This window comes from Alcaligenes phenolicus (assembly GCF_032063905.1).
Taxonomy (GTDB): domain Bacteria; phylum Pseudomonadota; class Gammaproteobacteria; order Burkholderiales; family Burkholderiaceae_B; genus Alcaligenes; species Alcaligenes phenolicus.
On sequence record NZ_DAMBOE010000007.1, the window covers coordinates 116,265 to 137,439 of the forward strand.

At 54.6% G+C, this 21,175-nt stretch carries 15 protein-coding genes and 1 tRNA gene; 5 read left to right on the forward strand and 11 right to left on the reverse strand.

The annotated features are described in order from the left end of the window. Positions 1 to 2: 2 nt before the first annotated feature. The 4 genes from U2949_RS14635 to U2949_RS14650 all read right to left on the reverse strand — a co-directional run bounded on the left by U2949_RS14635 (position 3) and on the right by U2949_RS14650 (position 5,499). On the reverse strand, positions 3 to 773 hold the full coding sequence (locus tag U2949_RS14635) for a YaaW family protein (RefSeq protein WP_321288478.1): 771 nt from the start codon (positions 771 to 773) through the stop codon (positions 3 to 5). Between the two features lies 1 nt (position 774). After that, positions 775 to 1,740, reverse strand: a complete 966-nt coding sequence (locus U2949_RS14640; protein WP_321288479.1) for a GTPase family protein — start codon at positions 1,738 to 1,740, stop codon at positions 775 to 777. A gap of 182 nt (positions 1,741 to 1,922) precedes the next feature. Further along, positions 1,923 to 3,023 (reverse strand): FliC/FljB family flagellin, encoded by a 1,101-nt coding sequence (locus U2949_RS14645; protein ID WP_321288481.1) that lies wholly within the window; start codon positions 3,021 to 3,023, stop codon positions 1,923 to 1,925. 460 nt (positions 3,024 to 3,483) lie between these two features. Beyond that, positions 3,484 to 5,499, reverse strand: a complete 2,016-nt coding sequence (locus U2949_RS14650; RefSeq protein WP_321288483.1) for a PhoX family protein — start codon at positions 5,497 to 5,499, stop codon at positions 3,484 to 3,486. A 249-nt stretch (positions 5,500 to 5,748) separates the two neighbouring features. On the opposite strand from U2949_RS14650, the gene U2949_RS14655 reads away from it, so the two are divergent. Next, complete coding sequence (locus U2949_RS14655; RefSeq protein ID WP_321288485.1) at positions 5,749 to 7,065, forward strand: DUF445 domain-containing protein; 1,317 nt, start codon at positions 5,749 to 5,751, stop codon at positions 7,063 to 7,065. Between the two features lie 164 nt (positions 7,066 to 7,229). On the opposite strand, the gene U2949_RS14660 is transcribed toward U2949_RS14655, so the two are convergent. Both U2949_RS14660 and U2949_RS14665 read right to left on the reverse strand, forming a co-directional pair. Next, a complete protein-coding gene (locus tag U2949_RS14660) occupies positions 7,230 to 8,885 on the reverse strand; it encodes a methyl-accepting chemotaxis protein (protein ID WP_026484530.1) in 1,656 nt (551 codons plus the stop codon). A gap of 286 nt (positions 8,886 to 9,171) precedes the next feature. Then, complete coding sequence (locus tag U2949_RS14665) at positions 9,172 to 10,902, reverse strand: methyl-accepting chemotaxis protein (RefSeq protein WP_026484528.1); 1,731 nt, start codon at positions 10,900 to 10,902, stop codon at positions 9,172 to 9,174. A gap of 405 nt (positions 10,903 to 11,307) precedes the next feature. Here U2949_RS14665 and U2949_RS14670 point away from each other — a divergent pair, with 405 nt between their 5' ends. The 3 genes from U2949_RS14670 to U2949_RS14680 all read left to right on the forward strand — a co-directional run bounded on the left by U2949_RS14670 (position 11,308) and on the right by U2949_RS14680 (position 14,288). Continuing rightward, entirely contained in the window at positions 11,308 to 12,252 is a 945-nt protein-coding gene (locus tag U2949_RS14670; RefSeq protein WP_026484527.1) for an NUDIX hydrolase, read from the forward strand. Positions 12,253 to 12,346: 94 nt separating this feature from the next. Beyond that, positions 12,347 to 13,246, forward strand: coding sequence for a carboxylating nicotinate-nucleotide diphosphorylase (nadC, locus tag U2949_RS14675; protein ID WP_026484526.1), 900 nt, complete (start codon positions 12,347 to 12,349; stop codon positions 13,244 to 13,246). A 22-nt stretch (positions 13,247 to 13,268) separates the two neighbouring features. Then, complete coding sequence (locus tag U2949_RS14680) at positions 13,269 to 14,288, forward strand: tripartite tricarboxylate transporter substrate binding protein (protein ID WP_321288488.1); 1,020 nt, start codon at positions 13,269 to 13,271, stop codon at positions 14,286 to 14,288. 280 nt (positions 14,289 to 14,568) lie between these two features. Here U2949_RS14680 and U2949_RS14685 read toward each other — a convergent pair whose 3' ends face one another. The 4 genes from U2949_RS14685 to U2949_RS14700 form a co-directional block, all read right to left on the reverse strand. Next, entirely contained in the window at positions 14,569 to 14,841 is a 273-nt protein-coding gene (locus U2949_RS14685) for a hypothetical protein (protein ID WP_009458345.1), read from the reverse strand. A 268-nt stretch (positions 14,842 to 15,109) separates the two neighbouring features. Further along, the gene (locus U2949_RS14690) at positions 15,110 to 15,652 is read right to left on the reverse strand and encodes a (2Fe-2S)-binding protein (RefSeq protein ID WP_009458347.1); all 543 of its coding nucleotides are present in this window, start codon (positions 15,650 to 15,652) and stop codon (positions 15,110 to 15,112) included. After that, entirely contained in the window at positions 15,649 to 18,468 is a 2,820-nt protein-coding gene (locus U2949_RS14695) for a xanthine dehydrogenase family protein molybdopterin-binding subunit (RefSeq protein WP_407654193.1), read from the reverse strand. The genes U2949_RS14690 and U2949_RS14695 overlap by 4 nt, the downstream gene beginning before the upstream one ends. A gap of 520 nt (positions 18,469 to 18,988) precedes the next feature. After that, on the reverse strand, positions 18,989 to 20,392 hold the full coding sequence (locus U2949_RS14700; protein ID WP_321288494.1) for a GntP family permease: 1,404 nt from the start codon (positions 20,390 to 20,392) through the stop codon (positions 18,989 to 18,991). A gap of 315 nt (positions 20,393 to 20,707) precedes the next feature. Here U2949_RS14700 and U2949_RS14705 point away from each other — a divergent pair. Beyond that, positions 20,708 to 20,784: transfer RNA gene (locus U2949_RS14705), tRNA-Met, on the forward strand. A gap of 11 nt (positions 20,785 to 20,795) precedes the next feature. On the opposite strand, the gene U2949_RS14710 is transcribed toward U2949_RS14705, so the two are convergent. After that, positions 20,796 to 20,921, reverse strand: a complete 126-nt coding sequence (locus U2949_RS14710; protein ID WP_321288496.1) for a hypothetical protein — start codon at positions 20,919 to 20,921, stop codon at positions 20,796 to 20,798. Positions 20,922 to 21,175: the final 254 nt, after the last annotated feature.

Below are 21,175 nucleotides of genomic sequence, written 5' to 3' on the forward strand. Positions count from 1 at the left end.
GCTTATCCCAGAGCCTCACCTAAATCTTTCGCTAAATCATCCATGGTCAGCGCTTGTTTTTTACGCAGTACCGCGACTTGGATTGCGGCGGGGATGGTCACTCTGTATGCAGGGCCAGCGAGGTCAATGGCAGTCCAAACCCCTGTGATTGCCCAGCCAATGGGGCCTGTGAGTATGCTGGCTGTGCGTGTCAGCATCGCGTTGCCTGCCAAGGCCAGGCCTCGTCCAAATAACGCGTTTGAGATTGCATTTACGATCACTAAGGTTAATTGATAAGACTTGAAACCTCCGGCCAAGAAAATGGTTTGGAATGAGGCTAGTAGAACTTCGGCTGAAATAAGGTCTTTGTTTTTTAAGCCTAGGCTTCTGGCAAGCTCATTGATATCAGCCTCTGACATTTTTTCTAGTGAGGTAGAAAGGATCTTCATCAGAAGATTTTCTTCAATCAGGTAGACGGGTGCATCTTTGTTGAAGTTGACGTCCATCTTTTCGCAAACGTCACAAAGGACTTCCCTGTATAGAATGCCTTTACCTCCACGGAAAATATTGGTGATGATTCCGTTTGCGCCGAAGCGCTGGATTTCTTCCGCAATGTCTTGCCAGTATCTGCTGTGTTTTGGTGTGTTTTTTTTGTATGTGGCTTTTTCGGAGAGATTTTCGCTATAGCGTTTTTTGCCGTCCTTGTCATAAATAAGTACTTGGACTAAGTCATTTAGATCTTTATCTGCTGCATGCTGGAGGAAGCGAAGGTCCTGGTCGTCTCGGTAGGCCATATTATTTGAATTTCAATAATTTCAGTAAGGCGTTGGTTAGGGCGTTTGTGACGGCGGGTGATGTAACCACCTCTTTTATAACGCCTGCGGCTGCTTTTGCAGTTTCTGCCAGAAAATCACCAATGTTTTTTAGCCAAGAGTCTATAAAAATATCCTCAATTTTTTTTCCATAGTTAGTGTTGTCGTTGGATTCAAAATTTTCTTTTTTATTATTAATATCCTGTAAAAAAACAAGCCTCTTTTTGGTCTTTACATGCTCTAGGATGAATGTCATTAATTTGGCTAGATTGTATGGTTTTTGTGTGCCGCTATCATCCAGATTACCAGCGCTGTAATAGATGGGGCTAATGGAAATTCCTTTAGATTCCAAAATGCGTTTTTTTATAGACTCCACCTTATCTTCTAAAAAACTTACAAGCGGCCCCTGCGGCTGGTTTAGATGGTGATTCCAATGCTTCCCTTTCATAGCCAAGTCGGCTTGGTTGATGGCAACGAGTAGGCGGTCCGTTTCTTTTTCAAGTCCAGGGATAATGACTTCTTCTAGGAGTGTAAAAGTACTGCTCATATCCCTATTAGATCCATCAACAATCAAGAGAACGAGGTCAATTAATAGATTGTTTTTTGCATCTTTTTCGTTTAGTTTAGCGCGTAAACTCGAAATGTGACGTTTATCAGCATCAGGCGATTCTCCCAGTCCAGGAGTATCCCAAAGGGTAATGTTATCTAGCTCGTATTGAGCGATTTCTTTAGTTTCGGGGTCGGTGCCGATGCCTACTTTGGCGTGCTGGGTATTAAACAAGGCATTGATAGTGGAGCTTTTCCCAGCTCCGGTAGCACCAACCAATAGGATGTGAACTCGAGTTTGTTTTATTTTCTCGATAAGAGCTTGTAAGGCTTGCGGGCTAATAGAGCCATCTCGCATAGCTTCTTGGGCTAGATTTTGAAGTGCGTCTACTTTCGCGTTCATTCTCGACTCCCCTGCATAGAAAAATACGTAAAAAAACAGCCTTCCAGTGTTAAGTGGAAAGCTGTTTCTAGTCATGCATTGCCTGAGCCAAACGGCAGTGGCAAACCGGGTATCAAGCAAAGTAAATGCTTGTTTGCTAACTATTTAATGCTTGAAACTCGCATGACGTTTAATGCGTGTGATTAACGCAGCAGCGACAACACGGTCTGTGGAACTTGGTTAGCCTGGGCCAACACAGAAGTACCTGCTTGTTGCAGAATCTGAGCACGTGTCATGTTGGACACTTCAACTGCGTAATCTGCATCTTCAATGCGTGAACGAGCTGCGGACAAGTTGTTCACAGTGTTGTTCAGGTTGGAGACTGTCGATTGGAAACGGTTTTGAATAGCACCCAGGTGGCTACGCAGGTCGTCTACTTTTTGCAGAGCGTTATCCAGTGCTTCCAGTGGCTTAGATGTGCCAGTCAGGCCAGCTTTAGCATCAGCATCGTATGCTGCCTTCGCTGTGGCAAGTTCATCAGCATCAGCGAAATCAACGGTTACTGCACCCGTTGCGGTATCTACCTTGCTTGCATCCAGCTGGTACATATTGCCAGACTCATCTTTCACTACATAGTTGGTGGTAGCACCGTCTTTGTAGGAATGTAGAGATACCTCTTTACCGGCCAGAGCGCCGGTTGTTGTGATATTGGCTTGGGCTGTTGTAGTAACGCCAGCTGCGGTGCTGGAAAACTCTGTGATAGAGCTAGACAAGCCACTAACAGTGAAACCATCCAAAGACAATGTTTTGCTATCAATTTTTGCCAAATCGATAGTAATGGTCTCGCCGTCGTTTGCACCAACTTGAACGGTCAGTTTGGCTGCGTCATCGCCCAGTACGTATTTACCGTTGAACTGAGTCTCTTTGGAGACACGGTTGATTTCAGACAGACGCTCATTGATTTCGTTCTGAATGGATTGCAGATCGGAATCAGAGTTGGAGCCTGTGGAGGCTTGAACTGTCAGAGTACGGATACGCTGCAAGTTTTCGTTGATTTCGTTCAACGAACCTTCAGTGGTCTGAGCGATGGAGATACCATCGTTGGCGTTACGAGCAGCTTGCGTCAGGCCGTTGATGTTGGCTGTGAAGCGGTTGGCAATAGCTTGGCCGGCGGCGTCGTCTTTAGCGCTGTTGATACGCAGGCCGGAGGACAGGCGCTCAATGGCGGTGCCCAGCGAGTTCTGAGATTTGTTCAGGTTGTTCTGCGAAACCTGAGCCAGGTAATTGGTGTTGATAACAGCCATGGTAACTCCCAATGTTGAGTAGAGCGGCGAAACGGTTTCGCCCTTTGCCCAGGAAAGCGTTGGCGTTCTGCTAGGCCCCAGGGGGCTGATCGCGCATTCGACACATTGCGTTCTTCCTGTACAGCACCATTAACGGATGGGGCAAAAAACTCTTTAGGGGCCTGTTGAGAAAATTTTCTCAGCTTTGTCTTGATGCCTTGAATTACGCGGCTTCAAGCATGACGACCCGGTGTGCAGAGCAGCCTGTTTGCTTTCGTTTTCCGACTCTGAATTCTGATTTTTCCAGTTCGCTGCCTGGAAATGGAGCAGATAGCGCTGTGCCGCAGCAGACAATCCAGAGGCCTTGTTTGAGGTGCGCAGTCAAAAAAAGCAGCGGGGCCATCTATTGACGGCCCCGCATTGTAAAAACTTAAGAAAAAACTGGCTTGGGCGGATTTAAATAAGGAACCCGCCCTTGCGCTTACACGGCAATAGGCTTGCCATCCGCACGTTGGATGACGACGGTCGAAGAACGCGGGCGTACCGTGTTCATGCTGACTACCGTGGCGTCATGCGTGTCGTAGGCCGGCCAGTTCGAGGGGTGCTGAATGTTCAGGAACAGGCTGGTGTGGTCGGGCGTCATGGAAAAGCCGGTAATTTCGGCTTCGTTCGGGCCTACAAAGAAGCGACGCAGATCGGACTGGTTGCTGGCGTTGATGGCCGGGCCGGTGCCCGAGCTGTCCGCCAAGGCACCTGGAATCACGGCCAGCATCTGGTCGTTGGTGGCGCGCGCAACATTGTTCTTGCGTCCGCCGTCGATGCCGTTGTCGGTCTGAATCCACAGAATGCCACGGCTGTCGAAGCCCAGGCCGTCGGGGCTGGCCAACTGGTTCAGGTCGGTCAGGCCGGAGCGGTTGGTGTCTGCGTCCGCACCCGAGTCCGAGCCGAATACGAAGATATCCCACTTGAACTTGTTTGAACCGGGTTCGTCGTGCCAGCGGATGATGTGACCGTTGACGTTGTTCAGGCGCGGGTTCGCGGGGTTGGTGCCAGTGGACGCGTTGCGGCTGGTGTTATTGGTCAGCGTCAGGTAGATGTCGCCATTGCTGGGGTGGGTAGCCGTCCACTCGGGTCGATCCATCGGGGTGGCACCGACAAAGTCAGCGGCGCCCCGGGTATTGATCAGGATTTCTTCCAAGGTTTTGAACTTGTCAGCCAAGGTGCCGCCATCCTTGCCTTTGGTAGAGCCCGTCAGTGCCAGCCATTCGCCCGAACCGTCTTCGTTGAAGCGGGCGACATACAAGGTGCCCTTGTCCAGATACTTGGCGCCCACGGCCAGGCGATCCGTGCGCTGGGCGTCTTTCGGGTCCCAGTTCGCTTCGGACACGAAGCGGTAAACGTATTCAAAGCGCGAATCGTCGCCACTATAGAAAGCCAGGGGTTTGCCGGCTTCGGGCTTGCTGTAGGCACAGCCTTCGTGGGCGAAGCGACCCATGGAGGTGCGCTTGGTGGCAATGCTGCTGGGGTCGTAAGGGTCGATCTCGACCAGGTAACCAAAACCGTTGACTTCGTTGCGCCAGTCCTCGGTGGCGCTGGCGCCTGTTGCGGTCACGTTAAAGCGGGCGAATTCGCCCAGGACTTCCGAAGGATCCTTGGCAGCCGTTTCCCACTGGTAGCGGCCAACGGGGCCAGCCGATACGCCCACACGCTGCTGGTGAGGCGGGCGGATGCCGGTGTTGACAAAGCAGGCTGCCCAGTTCTCTTCAGCGGTGATGTAAGTGCCCCAGGGCGTGGTGCCGTTACCGCAGTTATTGTTGGTGCCGCGCACTTGCGTGCCGTTGGGCGAGAAGGGGGTCTTGACCCAGTCCGTGCCACCCACAGGGCCAGCCAGTTTCATGGCCGTGGCCGAGGTGAAGCGGCGGTTGTAGCGCGAGTTCTGAACGATGTCCCAGCGGCCATTGGTACGACGAATATGGATGATGGCCACGCCGTGGGCGTTGATTTCCTTGCGTACTTCTTCTGCCGGGCGCTTGCCATTGACCAGGGTCGGCCCATTGGGGTGCAGGGCTTTTTCATCAATGTATTCGTGGTTGACGGCCAGCAAGCCCTCGGTAGAGCTTCCTTCCAGAGGGAAGAAGTGCATGCCGTCATGGTGCATGCCCATGGAGTTGAGCAAGTCGTTGGAGCTGTTATTGCCGTTCTTGTCCCAGGGCAGGGCATTGTCATTGATTGGCGTACCCCATGGGGCCAGTACATGGGCGATGTAGCCGGGAGGTACGACACAGCCGTCGGTCATGGAGGTGGGCAGGGATTCAAAACCCAGTTTGACGCTTGCTGGTGGTTCCGGATCAGGGCCGGGACCGGGTTTCGGGTTCTCGCCGCCGTTATCAGTGGAATTGCCTCCTGTGCTGCTGTTATCGCAACCAGCCAGACCAAAGCTGCTCATGGTGGCCAGGGCGGCTGCCAGGCCACCACGCATCACGGCGCGGCGAGTCATGCTTCGTTCCAGGATTTCACTAAAAGGGGTGTTCTGACTAGCGTTACGAACAGTCTTGTCGGAGATATGTTTGCTCATAGTGATAAATAGCGCCAAGGCTGAGTTGTAGGGGTAGCGCTCATGCTAGTGGCTTAAGGTGAAAGGACTATGACACTTCTCCTCGTGCGGGGGTTTTGCGCAGGACAGCAAGATTGGCTCACAATAAGAGGTTATTGCATGCGGCTATTGAACTACGCATAGACTGTGGAAATGTCTACATCATCCTCTCGCCCTGACTCGCCCGAACGCCGCCTGCGTCGCATGAAGCGCAGCGCATTGGCTTTGCTGGCGCTGACTATCTGCCTGTTCCTGCTAAGCCACGCCATGATGCGGCAGGGCGAGGCGGCGCCCATTGCCGGATTTTGGCCCTGGTTGCGTGCCTTTAGCGAGGCCGCCACCGTCGGTGCGTTGGCAGACTGGTTTGCCGTCGTGGCCTTGTTCCGCCACCCGCTGGGCCTGCCGTTTCCACATACTGCGATCATTCCCAACAAGAAAAACAGCCTGGGTGAAAGCCTGGGCGTCTTTGTACGCGACCACTTTCTGGACTCCGCCATGTTGCTGGAAAAGCTGCGCAGCCTGGACCCGGCAGCGCGTTTGGGGCAGTGGCTGTCGCAACCTGAACAAAGCGAACGTGTCAGCCGTGCCTTGCAAACTGCCATGGGCGAGGCTCTGCGCCTGCTGGACGAGCGCAGCGTTAAACAAGCACTGACCGATGGCGTACGTGGTTACTTGATGCGGGTGGACATGGCCGGTTCCAGCTCCCAGATTCTGGGCTTGTTGACGCGCAATGCCCGACACCAGCGCCTGCTGGACGAAGTCTTGCAGCAATTGGGTGGCTATTTGTCCAACGAGGCAGTCAAACAGCGTGTGGCTGATCTATTGGTGCGCTACGCTCAGCGGGAGTGGCCCAAGCTGCTGGCCATGGTCGGGGTAGTGACTTCGGTAGACGAGTTATCGGGCAAGATGGCCGACCGTCTGGCGCGGGCTCTGGTGGATGAAGTGCAAACCATTTTGAGCGAGCCCGAGCACCCCTTGCGCAAGGATTACGAGCAATGGGTACACGACTATATCCAGCGCCTGGGTCAGGACCCGGACTTGATGGAGCAGGTAGAGGCGATCAAGCAGCGCTTTTTGCACCATAAAGATGTGGGTGAGTACATTGATGGCGTCTGGACGGATGTGATGCGTGTTGTGCGCAATGATCTGGCCAAAGAGGATTCTTCTGTGGCGGCTCATCTGCGTCAGGTGGCGCAGGATTTGGGGACACGCTTGAATACGGATGCGACGCTGCGTGAAACCTTGAATGAACACATGCTGTCCGCAGCAGCGGGCCTGGCCGAGCAACTACGTGAAGGGGCCAAAGACCATATCTCGCGCACCGTGCGTCAATGGGATGACAGGCAACTGGTGCGCGAGCTGGAGCTGACCGTGGGCACGGATCTGCAATACATACGCTTTAATGGCACGGTGGTGGGCGGTTTGGTTGGCGTAGGCCTGCACGCGATTCTGTTACTTGGTTTGGTCTAAAAAGAGCCTGCCAGATCAGCGTCCTGTCAGCGCCTTGGCCGTGCCTGGAAAACAGGGCAGAGCATTTCTGACCCGAGTGGGCTGAATCCGCTGCCTTATCGAGGCAGGAGTAGGAGGGGGCGGGGCAGCGAGACGCTCAGCGCTTTGCCCCCACGGCTTTCTTATCAGGCAACTTTCAGCAAGGGAACTGGCTCCTGGGTGGCGTTCGGGTCGGGGGCGTAGGTAGAACGGCCAGTCGACCCCGTATTCAGAAGCTGGATGGACAGTTTCAGCTCTTGTGCCTGACGGCTGAGCTCATGCACTGTCACTCCCAAATTACGAGCCAGATCGGCGTTGTCATTGGTATCGCTGTCCATGGTGGAGACAGCGTCGTTAATCTGCGCCAAACCGCTGGCTTGCTCATTGGAGGCCGTGGAGATTTCGCTGATCAGATGCGTCACATCGGAGACGGACTGCATGATTTCATCCATGGTAGAACCGGCCCGTTTGGCATGATGGGCGCCGGTTGCCATGCGCTTCAAGGAGTCTTCCACCAGGTTCTTGATTTCCCCGGCGGCCTGCGCACTTTTCTGCGCCAGACTGCGTACTTCACCGGCCACGACAGCAAACCCTTTGCCGGCCTCGCCCGCACGGGCGGATTCCACGGCTGCATTCAGCGCCAGAATATTCGTCTGAAACGCCAGCCCTTCAATAATCGACACAATATCGCCAATGCGCTCGGAGCTATTGTGGATGTCCTGCATGGTGCTGACCATGTCCTGCACCACTTCGCCCCCACGCCTTGCGGTAGACAGGCTCTGGTCGGCCAGTTGATTGGCCAGCCTGGCATTGTCCGCTGTCTGCTGCACATTCATGGTCAGCTGCTCCATATTTGCAGCCGTGCGCTGCAAGGAACCGGATTGGGCGGCAGTACGGTGGGATAACTGGCGGTTGCCGTCCTCAATCTGTGTGGACACATCCAGCGAGGCCTGTATGCCCTGATGCACGTCGCGGGCAAGGCTCAGCAGGCTCTTGCGCATCATGTCCATATAGAAATACAGCTGTGCAATTTCCTGGCTACGGGTGTGTTGCGGGTTCAGGTCGATCAGCAAATTGCCCGTCGCAATTTGTTGAGCGATATGGGTGGCACTGTGCAGGGGCTGCATCATGCGCTGGGTCACAATCCAGCCATAGGCCAAGGTGGCCAGACTGAGCACCCCCAGCGAGGCCAGCCCGGCGGTCAGATAGGTGCCGGATGCGCCGCTGCCCAATAGCAAACCGACGCTCAAGGTCACCAGGCCGCCCGTCAGAATCCCGAAGCGTAGCAAGCTGGCGCGCAGGCTGCGGTTCAAGGGTTGAAGCAGGGTGTTCAGGACAGAGCGCCAGCCTCTGGCTTGCAACTGGCCTTCATGCAGACGAAAGCCGCGCAACCCTTGCTGCTGGATGGAGTGGTACAAATATTCTGCTTCCCTGATCTCTTTGGGCTGGGCGCGTACCCGTACCGAGGCATAGCCATTGACGCGGCCATTTTCTATTAAAGGAATGACGCGGGCCTTCACCCAGTAAAAGCCGCCGTCTTTGCGGCGGTTCTTGATCAGCCCCGACCAGGATCGTTGTTGCTTGAGGGTCTGCCATAAATCCTGAAAAATCACGGCCGGCATGTGGGGGTGACGCACGATATTGTGGGGTGCCCCGATCAGCTCATCATGGCTGTAGCCGCTAACCTCGATAAAGACCGGATTGGCGTAGATGATGCGCCCCTTCAGGTCTGTTTTGGAGATTAAATAGGTTTTTTCGGGTACCTGTGTTTCATGAGACGTAATGGCTTGGTTTTCACGCATGATCTGGCCCTGTTAAAGACGTAGGCGGAAAAGGACAGATCATTATGTTGCATATTGACTCAATTTTGTTACCTAGTATTTGTATTAGAGTCTAAATGTGTCAAGGCAATGACAAGCAAAACCCAGGGTTTCAGGGCAAGGTTCCCGTGGTCTACTTCCTTGATTTTATTATTAATTATTATTTTCAAGTATTCCGGGTATCAAAACTGATCCCGGAATTATTGTTTTGTCTAGCTGTCAGTTTTATCAGGATCAGCAGAGCCGCTGCCGATCCTGATTTTATGGTTTAGCGGCGAATCGCTTCCAGGCGGGCGTTCGCTGTTTTGGCACTTTGAGCCTGAAAGGGCTGCGTGTTCTGGTAGGACAGTACCTGCATGGTGGGAGCCTTGCTCAACTGAGCCAAAGCAGGAGCACTTTGGTTGGAATCGACTGAGCCGGTATTCAAGGCCTTGATGGCATCGGCCAGCTCGGAGGCTTCGGAGGCCAGGTCGCTCATGGTGTTGCCCAGATCCTGTACCAGGGCGGCATTCTGCTGGGTGACCCCATCCATCTTGGCCATAGCCTCGTTGATCTGATCCAGACCGCTGGCCTGCTCGATCGACGCGGTGGAGATCTCGCCAATAATATCCGTGACACGTTTTACCGAGTCCACGACCTCACCCATGGTGGCGCCCGCGCGGGCAGCTTGTTCGGCACCCACGGCCATACGGCTGACCGAGGCATCAATCAGGTTCTTGATCTCGCCAGCAGCTTGGGAACTCTTCTGGGCCAGACTGCGCACTTCACCAGCCACCACGGCAAAGCCACGACCAGCTTCACCGGCGCGGGCCGATTCCACTGCCGCGTTCAGTGCCAGAATATTGGTCTGGAAGGCAATGCCTTCAATGACGGTGACAATATCGCCAATGCGGCGCGAGCTGTCGTGAATGCCTTGCATGGTCTGCACCACTTCATTGACCACTTCGCCGCCACGCTGAGCAATCTGCATACTGGCATCGGCCAACTGGCTGGCCTGATTGGCGTTATCGGCGTTCTGACGCACGGTTACCGTCAGTTCTTCCATGCTGGCGGCGGTTTCCTGCAAGGACGCGGCCTGGTCTTCAGTACGCGATGCCAGATTGGTATTGTTGACTTCCAGAATGCGGGCCGCATGGATAGAGGCATCAATCCCGGTGCGTGCATCACTGGCAATTCCCACCAGACTCTTGCGCATCAAATCCAGACAGAAGTAGAGCTGGCCAATTTCCGAATTGCTTTCGCTGGAGTTGATGTCAATATCCAGCTGCAAGTTGCCGGTGGCAATTTGCTGGGCGATCAGGGAGGCCTGGTCCAGAGGGCGGATCACACGCTGGGCAATCAGCCAGCCGTAACCCATCATCACGGCACTGGCCAGGCACAAGCCACCTGTCAGCCACAAACCCGAGCCTTGGGGTACGCCACCTGTCAGGGCGAAGTACAGGGCGGTGCCGGTCGTGGCCAGAGCCAGGGTACCCATACGGAACAGGCTGGCACGCAAGGAATTGCTGAAAGGGCGGCGCAACTGACTCAAGGCCTTGCGCCAACCGGTAGGCACAGCACGGCCTTCATGCAAGCGTACACCTTTGGCGCGGCCTTCATTAATGGCGGCGTACAGGCTTTCGGCCTCGTCGATTTGTTCCTGGCTGGGTTTTACGCGTACCGAAGCATAGCCAGCGACGGTGCCATTTTCGTAAATAGGCACCGCCATGGCGTACACCCAGTAAAAACCGCCGTCCTTGCGGCGATTCTTTACCACGCCCATCCAGGGGCGCTTGCTTTGCAAGGTATCCCAGAAATCCTGGAAAGCCTCGGGGGGCATGTCGGGGTGGCGGACAAGGTTATGGGCCTTGCCGATCAGCTCCTCACGGGTGAAGCCACTGATCGCAATAAAGGCTGCATTCGCGTAGGTGATCCGACCTTTCAGGTCAGTTTTTGAAATAAGGTACTGATCGGCCCGGACACGAACCTCGTCCTGGGTAATGGGGAAATTCTTACGCATTCATCATCCTGGAGGAGAACAACAAAGGGGACGCGGGGGGCCGTCAAGCCCGCATGGGCCATGCAAAAACGGGGCATAGGCTTCTGTCTGTCCGTGATCGACCTGAATTGTCAGAAACCTTCTATTTTTGCGAATGGCGGAGCAGAACAAAGCGTGAAACTGTTGTCTGATCCGGCCTCTGACTGAGCGCTTGCTTGTCATTTATGGCAAACACATACAGTTCAAACGCTTAACGGCAGGCAGGCGAATTTCTTTAGGCTTAGATGTTCATGGGTCATAATTTGATCATCTGAAAATAAGGTACCCACTGTAATTTCGGATAGCGTCCCTGCCGCCCGCCGGAGCAGGGCGGGCCTCGCTTATAATCCGCCAGACGCGCGCTGGCGCGATTCAGAAGGAGAATATGTGATCGATACGCAGGAACCTGTAGTCAGTGCTGAACTGGTGGCTGTTTTAGTGGCTGTCACCGATGGCGAGCCCCGTGTCTTGACCACGGATGCCGGCCAAGCCTTGCCCGCCGGACCGTTTCAGCACACGCACCGCTCTTTGCAAACGGGGCTGCGCGATTGGGTGGAAACCCAAACCCATCACCCGGTGGGGTATGTGGAGCAGCTGTATACCTTTGCAGACAGGGATCGTTTTGACGCCCAGGGCACGCGTATTGTGTCGGTCAGCTATGTCGGGCTGACGCGTGAAGTGGGCCAGCCGGATGTGGCCCAGGTGATCTGGCAAGACTGCTACCGTTACTTCCCGTGGGAGGACCGACGTGATGGTGCACCGGACATTATTCAGAAAACCATCGTGCCTGCCTTGCTGGACTGGTGCGAGCAGGACGAATCCTTGCGGGCCTTGCGCCGCCAGCGCGTCAATTACAGCTTTGGCCTGGAAGGGTCGATCTGGAACGAGGACTTTGTCTTGCAGCGCTACGAGCTGTTGTATGAAGCGGGCTTGTTGCCCGAGTCCTGTCGCCGTCGCCAGCGTGAACAGCAGGAGCTGGGCAAGCATTACGAGCTGGGCCTGGGCATGCGCCACGATCACCGCCGTATTCTAGCCACCGGCCTGGCGCGTCTACGCGCCAAAATCAAATACCGTCCTGTTGTGTTTGAATTGATGCCGCCCGAGTTCACCTTGCTGCAATTGCAGCAGGCCGTGGAAGCCCTGGCAGGGCGGGGACTGCATAAGCAGAACTTTCGCCGTTTGATTGAACAGCAAGCCCTGGTGGAAGAAACCGGCGCCATGAGTGTGGGTGGTTCAGGCCGACCCGCCAAATTGTTTCGCTTCCGTGGGGACGTTTTGTTTGAACGGGCGATCTCGGGCAGTAAATTGCCGCTGGCGAAACAAGCGCGTTAAAAGGCGGGCCTATGGCTTGACAGTGCTTATGCTCAGGAATAGCATAAATGCACCGTGCCATTAGGCCTTATTTTTAGCGATTTAAATACTCATAATGAGCATAATTAATGCCCCCGAGCCGACAGCGCAAGCTGCAGAGACACGAGCTCACCGTATTCCTTCCTTGCCCGACGTCATTCTGGAACCCTTGGTGCGCGCCACCTTGCAAGAAGACTTGGGCCGCGCCGGTGATCTGACGACGGATTCCATCGTTCCCGCAGCAACGCGCACGCAAATGCGCCTGGTGGCCCGCGAGCAAGGTGTGTTGGCTGGCCTGGATCTGGCTCGTCTGGCCTTTACCTTGCTGGACCCTACGCTGCGCTTCGAGGCCCAACTGCAAGATGGCGATGTCCTGACTCCGGGTGCACAGATTGCGGTCATCAGCGGCTCGGCCCGTTCCATGCTGACGGCAGAGCGCTGCGCCTTGAATTTCCTGGGGCATTTAAGTGGCGTGGCATCGGCAACTGCCTCCATTGCCCGCGCGATTGCGCCTTACGGGACTAAAGTCACTTGCACCCGTAAAACCATGCCCGGCCTGCGCGCTGTGCAGAAATACGCGGTTCGAGTCGGTGGCGGCAGCAACCATCGCTTTGGTCTGGATGACGCGGTACTGATCAAAGACAACCACATCGCCGTTGCCGGGGGAGTCAAAGCCGCTGTGGAAGCAGCCCGAGCCTATATCGGCCATCTGGTTTGCATTGAGGTGGAAGTCGATACCCTGGAGCAACTGGATGAAGTGCTGGAACTGGGTGTGGACAGCATTCTTCTGGACAATATGGACACCGCAACCTTGACCGAGGCCGTGGCCCGCGTGGCAGGCCGAGCCAAAACAGAAGCCTCTGGCCGTATCACTCCTGAAACAGCAGTAGAAATAGCCCGTTGCGGTGTAGACCGAATCGCAGTGGGCTGGATTACGCACAGTGCACGTGTACTGGATATTGGTCTGGACGCTTGAGTAGAGAAACGTGTTGGCTGTAATGACGGGTTTTCAGGTGGGTAAGCGGGCGGCAGCAGCCGCCTTGCTGGGCATGGTGGCGCTAGGCTTGGGTAATCCAGTGGCGCAGGCAAAGGAGGTGGCAGCCGAGCAGGCTGTGAAATATCCCCTCAAGCCGATTACCGTGATCGTCACCTTTCCGCCTGGCGGCGGGACCGACTTGCTGGCCCGCAAACTGGGCCCCAGGCTGGAAAGGGCGCTGGGCCAACCCGTTATTATCGACAACCGACCTGGTGCCAGCGGCAATATTGGTGCGCGGGCGGTAGCTTATGCCCGCGCTGACGGCTACACCTTGCTGATGGCCAATAGCTCTTTTGCCATCAATCCTGGCGTATTTCGTAACCTGGGCTTCAAACCCAAAGAAGACTTTGCGCCGATTGCGAATATAGGATTTGTGCCCTCCGTGATCGTGACCGGACACGGCTCGGATATTCAGAATCTGGAACAAGTTCTGGAGCAGCAGTCCGAACCGGCCTTGGCTTATGCGTCCTGCGGAAATGGCACTCCTCAGCATCTGGCCGGAGAGATGCTCTATGACTTGCGAGGCACGGCCTTGCTGCATATTCCGTATCGCGGCTGCGGCCCCGCTTTGAACGATGTGGTCGCGGGTCAGGTGCCTTTAGGCATCGTGACCTTGTCCAGCGCGGCTACCTTGATCGAGTCCGGACACTTGCGCGCTTTGGCCGTCACCTCTGCCCAACGCAGCCCCGTTCTCCCTAAAGTACCAACCGTGGCTGAAGTCAGTCATAGTGATTTCGAGCTTGACCAATGGCACGGCCTGTTGGCTCCGTCTCACACGCCTGAACACATTATCAATACGCTGAATCGCGTCGTGCAAAAAGCCCTGACGGACCCGGCCATGCAATCGCAGTTGCTGGCATTGGGTTATACGCCGCAAGAAGGCAATGAATTAGCACAAGCCAGTGGCTTCAAGGCCATGATCTGGAACGACATCGACCGATTTGGGGCCTTGGCCTACAAGATTGGTTTGCAGGTGGATTAGGGAGGGTAGGGCCCTGCTTGGCGGACTCGTTGACTACTGGAACGCAAGCGACGGGTTTCCCTCTGATGGTTTTCCGACACCCGAATGCATCAGATCATGCCGCAATATGCCAGGTTTCTATATGAATCTTATTGGCCCCTCAGACAGTGTGAGGCCCAGGCAGCGGTTTGGGCTTACCTGGGCCAATATCTATAGAGAGGCGAGGGACAGATAGCTGAGCTTGTGTCTGTCTAACAGTCGGTCAGTCGATTGTGAACTGACAGACAAGCCCAGCTTCTATCTAGAAGAAGCTGTCCTCACTGGGCGCCTCAGGAACAGGCTGGGTCGCAAACCAGTGTTTTTCCAGTAGCAGGGTATGCGTCAAACCATCTTTGCTGCAGTTGGAATCAATCTCGATCTGGCCGCGCTGGCTGCCGCCTGCATTGAAATTATCGGCTTCTACTTCGGCAGCGGCGATGTAAGCCTGCAGGTTCAGATCAGGCTGACCACGATCCAGAACAAACTGACGAATCGCTTCAGTGCCTAACTCATTAAGGGTGTAGGTGTAGTTCATGGTGTGCTCCTGATAGAGGGCCTTGAGAATATGCGGCCATAGATCCAAATCCTAGCACAGGGTAAAAGGAGCCGTGTGCTTCGAGGCACTGTACTGCGCGATGTAAGCCCTCCATTTAGCTAACCATGTGACCAGCAGACAGATGGTGTTGCAGCGGAAGGCGTACTGTCGAGTACTCGAACGCCTCGATACCAGTGTGGCTAAGCCCAGAATTTTACCGTGCAGTTGCCAGGGGATCGCCAGGTAGATCCCCCGCAGCCTTTGTGACCTAACTGACCATGCCTGGAGTGGCGAGAATCAGATCCCTCATTGCTTGGTGGTAACGGACATAGCCCGTACAGCGGCAGATATGGTTTTGTAAACCTTCCGATACTTTGGCTTCAACTTGCTCACGTGAAACGGGCTGCTTTTGCAGGGACTCGTACAGCACAATTCCCGCATTGACAAAGCCGGGGGTGCAATAACCACACTGAAAGGCAAAGTGCTCCAAAAAGGCTTGTTGTACAGGGTGCAGTTGCGTGACCTTGTCCTGTGCATCCCGCTGGGCATGGGCCTCGATCGTGCGTATTTTTTTGCCCTCAAAATAACTGGCTGGCGTGATGCACGTTTGTATTTCTTCGCTACGTCCGTCCGGGTGATCCACGATGACAACGCAGGCATGGCAAATCCCCATTCCGCAGCCCAAATGCGTGCCGGTCAGCCCTGCATGCTCATGCAGAAAGTCGATCATGGGCAGATCTGGGCTGACGTCCATTGTTTGCAAGTCCACCCGATTAATGTTGAGGTGTAAGGTCTTAGTGGGGCTGCTCATGCCAAGCGCTCCTTGATTTTTTCTGCGGTCACAGGCAATTCACGAAAGAACTGTCCTGTAGCGTGGTTAACACCGCTGACAGCGGCAGCAATGATGGGGATCATCACCACTTCGGCAATTCCCTTTGGAGAGTCAGTCTCGGAAATCTGGTCCAGTAGTTCGAAACTGGTGTTCCAGACGGCCACATCCTTGGCGCGAGGTAGGCGATAGCGGTGAAAATTCCAGGAGCCATCGCCGGGGCCACCCTCGTGCAGCGGTAAATCCTCGAACCAGGCCTGACCCAATCCCATGGCTAAACCTCCCTCGGCCTGACTCATGACTAGTTGGGGCACGATGGGCTTGCCGCAGTCGATCCACGTATGCGCTGACAATAAGGTCTGTTCTCCACTTTTGCTGTCGATCTCCACTTCCGTTAACACGCCAACGGCGGAGTAATACAGGTAACCGCCTCGACGACGTGACACAGGCGGGTAGCTGATGTTGCGTCGCTCCAGTCGCTGGTAGCCATTACGCGCCTTGGCCTGTTCGGTCTTGGCTCCTGCTCCATGGCGCAGTGCCAGCCCATCCAGCGGCAGTCGCAGGTTTTGGCCAGCTACCTCAAAGTCGGCCTCGGCCCACTGGTAGCGGTTAAACGCATGCAGCACAACACCAGTAACCAATTCCAGCTCGTGGGCGCGTTTGGCCAGTTGTTGCAGTGTGAGAGGTTCCAGACCTGCGGTGCTGAGCAGGCCATCGTCGGTCCAGCTGGCGTCTTCAGGGCGTACGGTCAAGGGGGCGATTTGACCGCCACCGTAACCTTCCCCCCAGATGGACAGGGCAGCTGGCCATAGTCCATACAGAAACAGCAAGCGAGCCGCTTCCGAGGTGCCGTGAGAACCAAAGTAGGAGGAACTGCTGGCGTAGGAGCCGGAGGATAGAACCGGTGTCCAGCGTGGATTGGTTTGATGTTTGTCTTGATCAGGCTGTTTTAAGGTGTAGGGGTTGTGAGTAGCCTGCATATCCAGCTCGGGCCAGTCAAGATGTGAAGCCTTTACCGTGTGCGCAGCGCGGCCAACCCACTTGGCACAGATCACTGCTTGGGACGTTGCCGAGCCCGTACCAATTTCTACCGTCGAGGTGCGAAGATGGACTTGCCCTTGCTCATCAATTTCGATACCAGAATGGTCTCCTTGCGCGCCGGTGCCATAGTTTTTCATAACACAGGCAAAGCCCACGCCATACAGCTTGCCTGGGTTGCTGGCTTCAAACTCTTTCTTTTTCTTGTCCCGCCCGGTCCACAATGGATGTTGATGTGCTTTTTCTAAAATCTCCCGGGCACGCAGGGAGCCCGCCGGAATCCCTCCTTCCATATTTTTCTGACCGCTGTGCATGACGTTCTTGAGGCGCAATTCGATGGGGTCCATGTTCAGGCGAGCAGCTGCTTCGTCCAACATCAGTTCCATGGCCGTCATGGTCTGTCCCTTGCCATAACCACGCATGGAGCCTGCCTCTACCGCGCGCGAGGCCAGTGCAATTCCCCAGGAGTCGCTCTTGGGCAGATAGTAAATACCCTGTGCGCTTTGTGCACCGCCTGTAGTGACCGCCCAGCTGCACGTAGCCCTGCCCCCACCGTCCGTGATGCTAAAGCTCTGGTACTGCATGATCTTGCCGCTCTTTCTGTCGATAGCAATGCGGTTGTTCATGCGGTTGGAGTGTCGTTTTTGACCAGCTTGAAACTGCTCAAAGCGGTCATTGGCTAGCCGTACGGGCATATTGTCTGCAAACAGGGCAGCAACAACTCCGTAGTGGTTGAAAGCGCTGTGCTCCTTGACCCCGTAACCTGTGGCCGTACAGGGGTGGACAATGATGTTCTCCAAACCAAATTGGGACGCGGCCACTATGCCCGCAGCTTCTGCTCCATCCGCTCCCGGGGTTTGGGAGCCGACCACCATTTGCAGCTCTTTGTTTTTGTTGTCATACCAGCAATTGATGCACTCCGGTTCTAAAGGGGCGCCGTCGATCGATTGGGAGTAGTACTCACCATCGAACACGAGCCAATCATCAGGCGGTTGGTCGAAACGTTCTTGCATCGCTTCGCTCAAGGCGATGGCCTTTGCTGTATTGGTGTTCCCCTTGCTGGACGGCCATACAGGTGAGTTTCCCTGAATTTTTTCCGGAAACACGACTCCATCCTTCATGCTGGAGAATATATCGTCGGCCCCTGGAGTATCGCCCTCTACACGGATATAGCGAGCTCCACCATAGGCATCTATTTCCCGGAAGCCTGTCTTGTCTCCATACTTCAGCACGGCGGATCTCTTGCTGGCATTTTTAGCGCGGCGGTAGCGATCAAAGTCTTTGTAGATCAAGATGGCGACCGGGTGCCCTAAAAAGGGTGCCGTCTTACCGGTGGCCAGTAGCATCTCGTCGTTGTAATAGTCGGGCAGTTCCAGTTGTGCCTTGGCGAGGTCCTGGGCCTGGATCAGTATGTCGGGCTGTAGGTCGGCACCTAGCGCTTCCAGGTCCAAGCCGATGTAACGATGATCAGCTTGAGCGGCGCGCAGGATAAAGGCGTGAGCCTGATGCTCTGGCCAACCGGGCATATCTTTGGCGCGAATATCACGCACAAAAAATTTGCTGCCGGTGACTTGTCGCGTACCGTCAATCTTGAGGGGTACTTGTCGCTCTACGCTATTCCAGGGCGTAGGGCGGGAGTCTTGTTCTCCCAGAAGTGTGGCCTGTGCCGCTTTGGGTAAAAAAGGCGCCATATAAATGGATACGCCGGATACGACACTAAATTTTAGGAACTGTCGCCGATTAAAAGGCGCTGTGCTCATGCAGGACCTCCGGATAATAAAAGATACGTCGCGATATTGAGAGCAACACTTCGCCTTCAGATGCGTAGTCGTACAGCATCCTTGAGCGTGGCTGATGATAGGGACGTGTCAGAACCCGAAGTTGGGCTTTTGGCCAAATTTCATATGTGTGTCTCCGAATCTTCGCTATTAGGTAGGACCTCGCCTCGCCTTTTTTGTAGATGGCGTAGCGGGACCTGATTATTTTTTAGTTAGCTGGCTAGCTTCATAGGCATGAAGCATTTCTGATAGTGGCGGAGAATATCTGAAAATAGCGTGATAATGGTTATATTGTTTGTGTTATGTTGGTTTTTATTATTGTAAATCAGCGGCTTATGGAGGCTTTTGTTGTTGCTGGTGTTTCTACTGATGCAGGTTTAAAAGGTTCTTGGGTGTGGTTTTTAAGTCCTGACTCTACGGTTCTGGTGTGTCGGCTGTCTCCATGTGGACTAAAAAAAAGCCAGCTCAATGGGCTGGCTCGATGCAGTGATGAGAAGAAAATCTAGAAGCTGCCAAAAATCGTACCCAGCGTAATCACGGTGATCAGCGCAAAGATAGGAGCAGCCATTGTCACCATGGCGATATTGCCATAGGACTGACGGTGGTTCAGCTTGCAGATGGACAGCAAGGTAATGATCGCGCCGCAATGGGGCAGGGTATCCAGACCGCCCGCTGCCATCACCGCCACACGGTGCAGCAGTTCAGGGCTGATGCCAGCCTGCTGGGCCATCGCCAAATAATCCGAACCCAACGTCTGCAAGGCAATACTCAAACCGCCCGAAGACGAGCCTGTAATCCCGGCCAATGTCGTCATGGCCACTGCTTCAGAAATAAGCGGATTGCCAGGAGCCACGTTCAACACAAAGTCCCGAATAATCGCAAAGCCTGCCAGGCTGGCAATCACCGCGCCGTAGCCAACTTCAGAGGCGGTATTGAACAAAGGCAGCATGAAACCAAACACGCCTTTGTTGATGCTCTCGCGCAGACTCTTCCAGTGACCCAAGCGGTTGATGATCAGCACCAGGTTCGCGGTAATCAAGGCAATAATCAGCGCCCACAGACCGGTAATCTTGGCGGGATCAACCTGCGGGAAACGCTCGGCCATGAACTCGAAGTTCGTGCCGGGGAAAATCCCATAAGTGAACAAGGCATTGACGCCAATCACCAGAATCAGCGGCAAGATGGCCAGGAAGATAGGCATGGGTTTCTGACCATGCGTACTGTGATCGTCGCTGGTCTCAAAATGATCCTGACCGTGATCGCCATAGGTTTCACCCTTGGCTGCTGCTTTGCGCGCGCGCGATTGTAGCCACCACAAGCCACCCAAAGCCATGATCAAACCACCAATAATCCCCAGCCCAGGTGCAGCAAACACGTTAGTGCCGTAATAAGGAATAGGAATCGCGTTCTGAATGGCAGGCGTGCCAGGCAGAGCCGTCATGGTGAAGGTAAAGGAGCCCAAAGCAATCGACGCGGGAATCAGACGCTTGGGGATGCCTGCGGCGCGAAACAGATCCTTGGCGATCGGATAGATGGCAAAGGCCACCACGAACAAGGACACACCACCATAAGTCAGTACGCCGCACACCATCACAATGGTGGCAATAGCATGACGATGCCCCAGCTTGCGCGTGATCCACTGAGCAATCGCCTGAGCCGCTCCGGAGTCCGCCATCAACTGACCAAACAAGGCACCTAACAAGAAGATGGGCAAGAACTGAAGCACATAGCCGCTAAGCGCGCTCATGAAGGTGGAGGTGTAGATGGGCAACAAAAATCCGGAGTCCCCCGAGAGCAGCACAGCCAGGGCGGCCATCAAGGGGGCCAGCAACAGAACCGTCACCCCCCGATAAGCGAAGAACATCAGCAGCAAAAGCGAGACAACAATAGCAAGCGTACTGGCCATAAACAAAGTTCCTGTGGAAAGTCCGGATCACGGACGTCAGTCAATTAACAAGGACGGATCAAACGCCAAGCGGGCAGTGTAGCAATAGGGGGGATAAACAGGCTTGATAGGGCGCAAGGGGGAGGGGTAGCAGGGAATGGCTGGTCTGCTTACTTTTTGTATCATTTGGCTGAGTGGCCGGAACAGGCGTTGAAGAAGGGAAGTTCAATGAATACAAGGGCTTAGCGTTTTCATAGGAGAGAATCATCAAAAAGATGAAAAAAGATCGAGATAAGTGCTTGCTAAAAGACGAAACCTTGCTATAATTTCTTCTTCGGCGCATTAGCTCAGCAGGTTAGAGCGACGGAATCATAATCCGCAGGTCCCCTGTTCGAATCAGGGATGCGCCACCAGAATATACCTGTTAAATCAGGACATTAAAGCCACCCAGCCGGGTGGCTTTTTTGTTTTCTGCGGTTGGGGTGTCAACGCAGGATTGAATGATGGCGGTTGCGGCTGTCGACCAGCCCTTGTCTTCCGCCAATTGCATGCGTGTTTCATCTTTCTTTGCTGGGCATGTGCTGAAAGTGTCTTGGTCGCACATCATTGACCTAGCTAGGTGCTGGTTGTCACTAGTGGCACTTTAGGTGGTTGCCTGTAATGTCAGGGGCGTGCACGGAAGCCGCAGTCTAGGTTGCTGGAGCCGAGTGAGTATCCGGCGAATCGAGTCCTGGATATCGTTGCCTTATAAAATATGCTTTAGGTTGGGTTGTGTGTGGGGGGGGCCTTGCTCCTGGAGCCTTG

Coding starts and splice junctions, on each gene's coding strand:
- U2949_RS14700 (WP_321288494.1), bottom strand. CDS start 20,392: ATGGCCAGTACGCTTGCTATTGTTGTCTCGCTTTTGCTGCTGATGTTC.
- U2949_RS14665 (WP_026484528.1), bottom strand. CDS start 10,902: ATGCGTAAGAATTTCCCCATTACCCAGGACGAGGTTCGTGTCCGGGCC.
- U2949_RS14695 (WP_407654193.1), bottom strand. CDS start 18,468: ATGAGCACAGCGCCTTTTAATCGGCGACAGTTCCTAAAATTTAGTGTC.
- U2949_RS14680 (WP_321288488.1), top strand. CDS start 13,269: ATGACGGGTTTTCAGGTGGGTAAGCGGGCGGCAGCAGCCGCCTTGCTG.
- U2949_RS14690 (WP_009458347.1), bottom strand. CDS start 15,652: ATGAGCAGCCCCACTAAGACCTTACACCTCAACATTAATCGGGTGGAC.
- U2949_RS14645 (WP_321288481.1), bottom strand. CDS start 3,023: ATGGCTGTTATCAACACCAATTACCTGGCTCAGGTTTCGCAGAACAAC.
- U2949_RS14640 (WP_321288479.1), bottom strand. CDS start 1,740: ATGAACGCGAAAGTAGACGCACTTCAAAATCTAGCCCAAGAAGCTATG.
- U2949_RS14660 (WP_026484530.1), bottom strand. CDS start 8,885: ATGCGTGAAAACCAAGCCATTACGTCTCATGAAACACAGGTACCCGAA.
- U2949_RS14650 (WP_321288483.1), bottom strand. CDS start 5,499: ATGACTCGCCGCGCCGTGATGCGTGGTGGCCTGGCAGCCGCCCTGGCC.
- U2949_RS14655 (WP_321288485.1), top strand. CDS start 5,749: ATGTCTACATCATCCTCTCGCCCTGACTCGCCCGAACGCCGCCTGCGT.
- U2949_RS14685 (WP_009458345.1), bottom strand. CDS start 14,841: ATGAACTACACCTACACCCTTAATGAGTTAGGCACTGAAGCGATTCGT.
- U2949_RS14710 (WP_321288496.1), bottom strand. CDS start 20,921: ATGCAATTGGCGGAAGACAAGGGCTGGTCGACAGCCGCAACCGCCATC.
- nadC (WP_026484526.1), top strand. CDS start 12,347: ATGAGCATAATTAATGCCCCCGAGCCGACAGCGCAAGCTGCAGAGACA.
- U2949_RS14635 (WP_321288478.1), bottom strand. CDS start 773: ATGGCCTACCGAGACGACCAGGACCTTCGCTTCCTCCAGCATGCAGCA.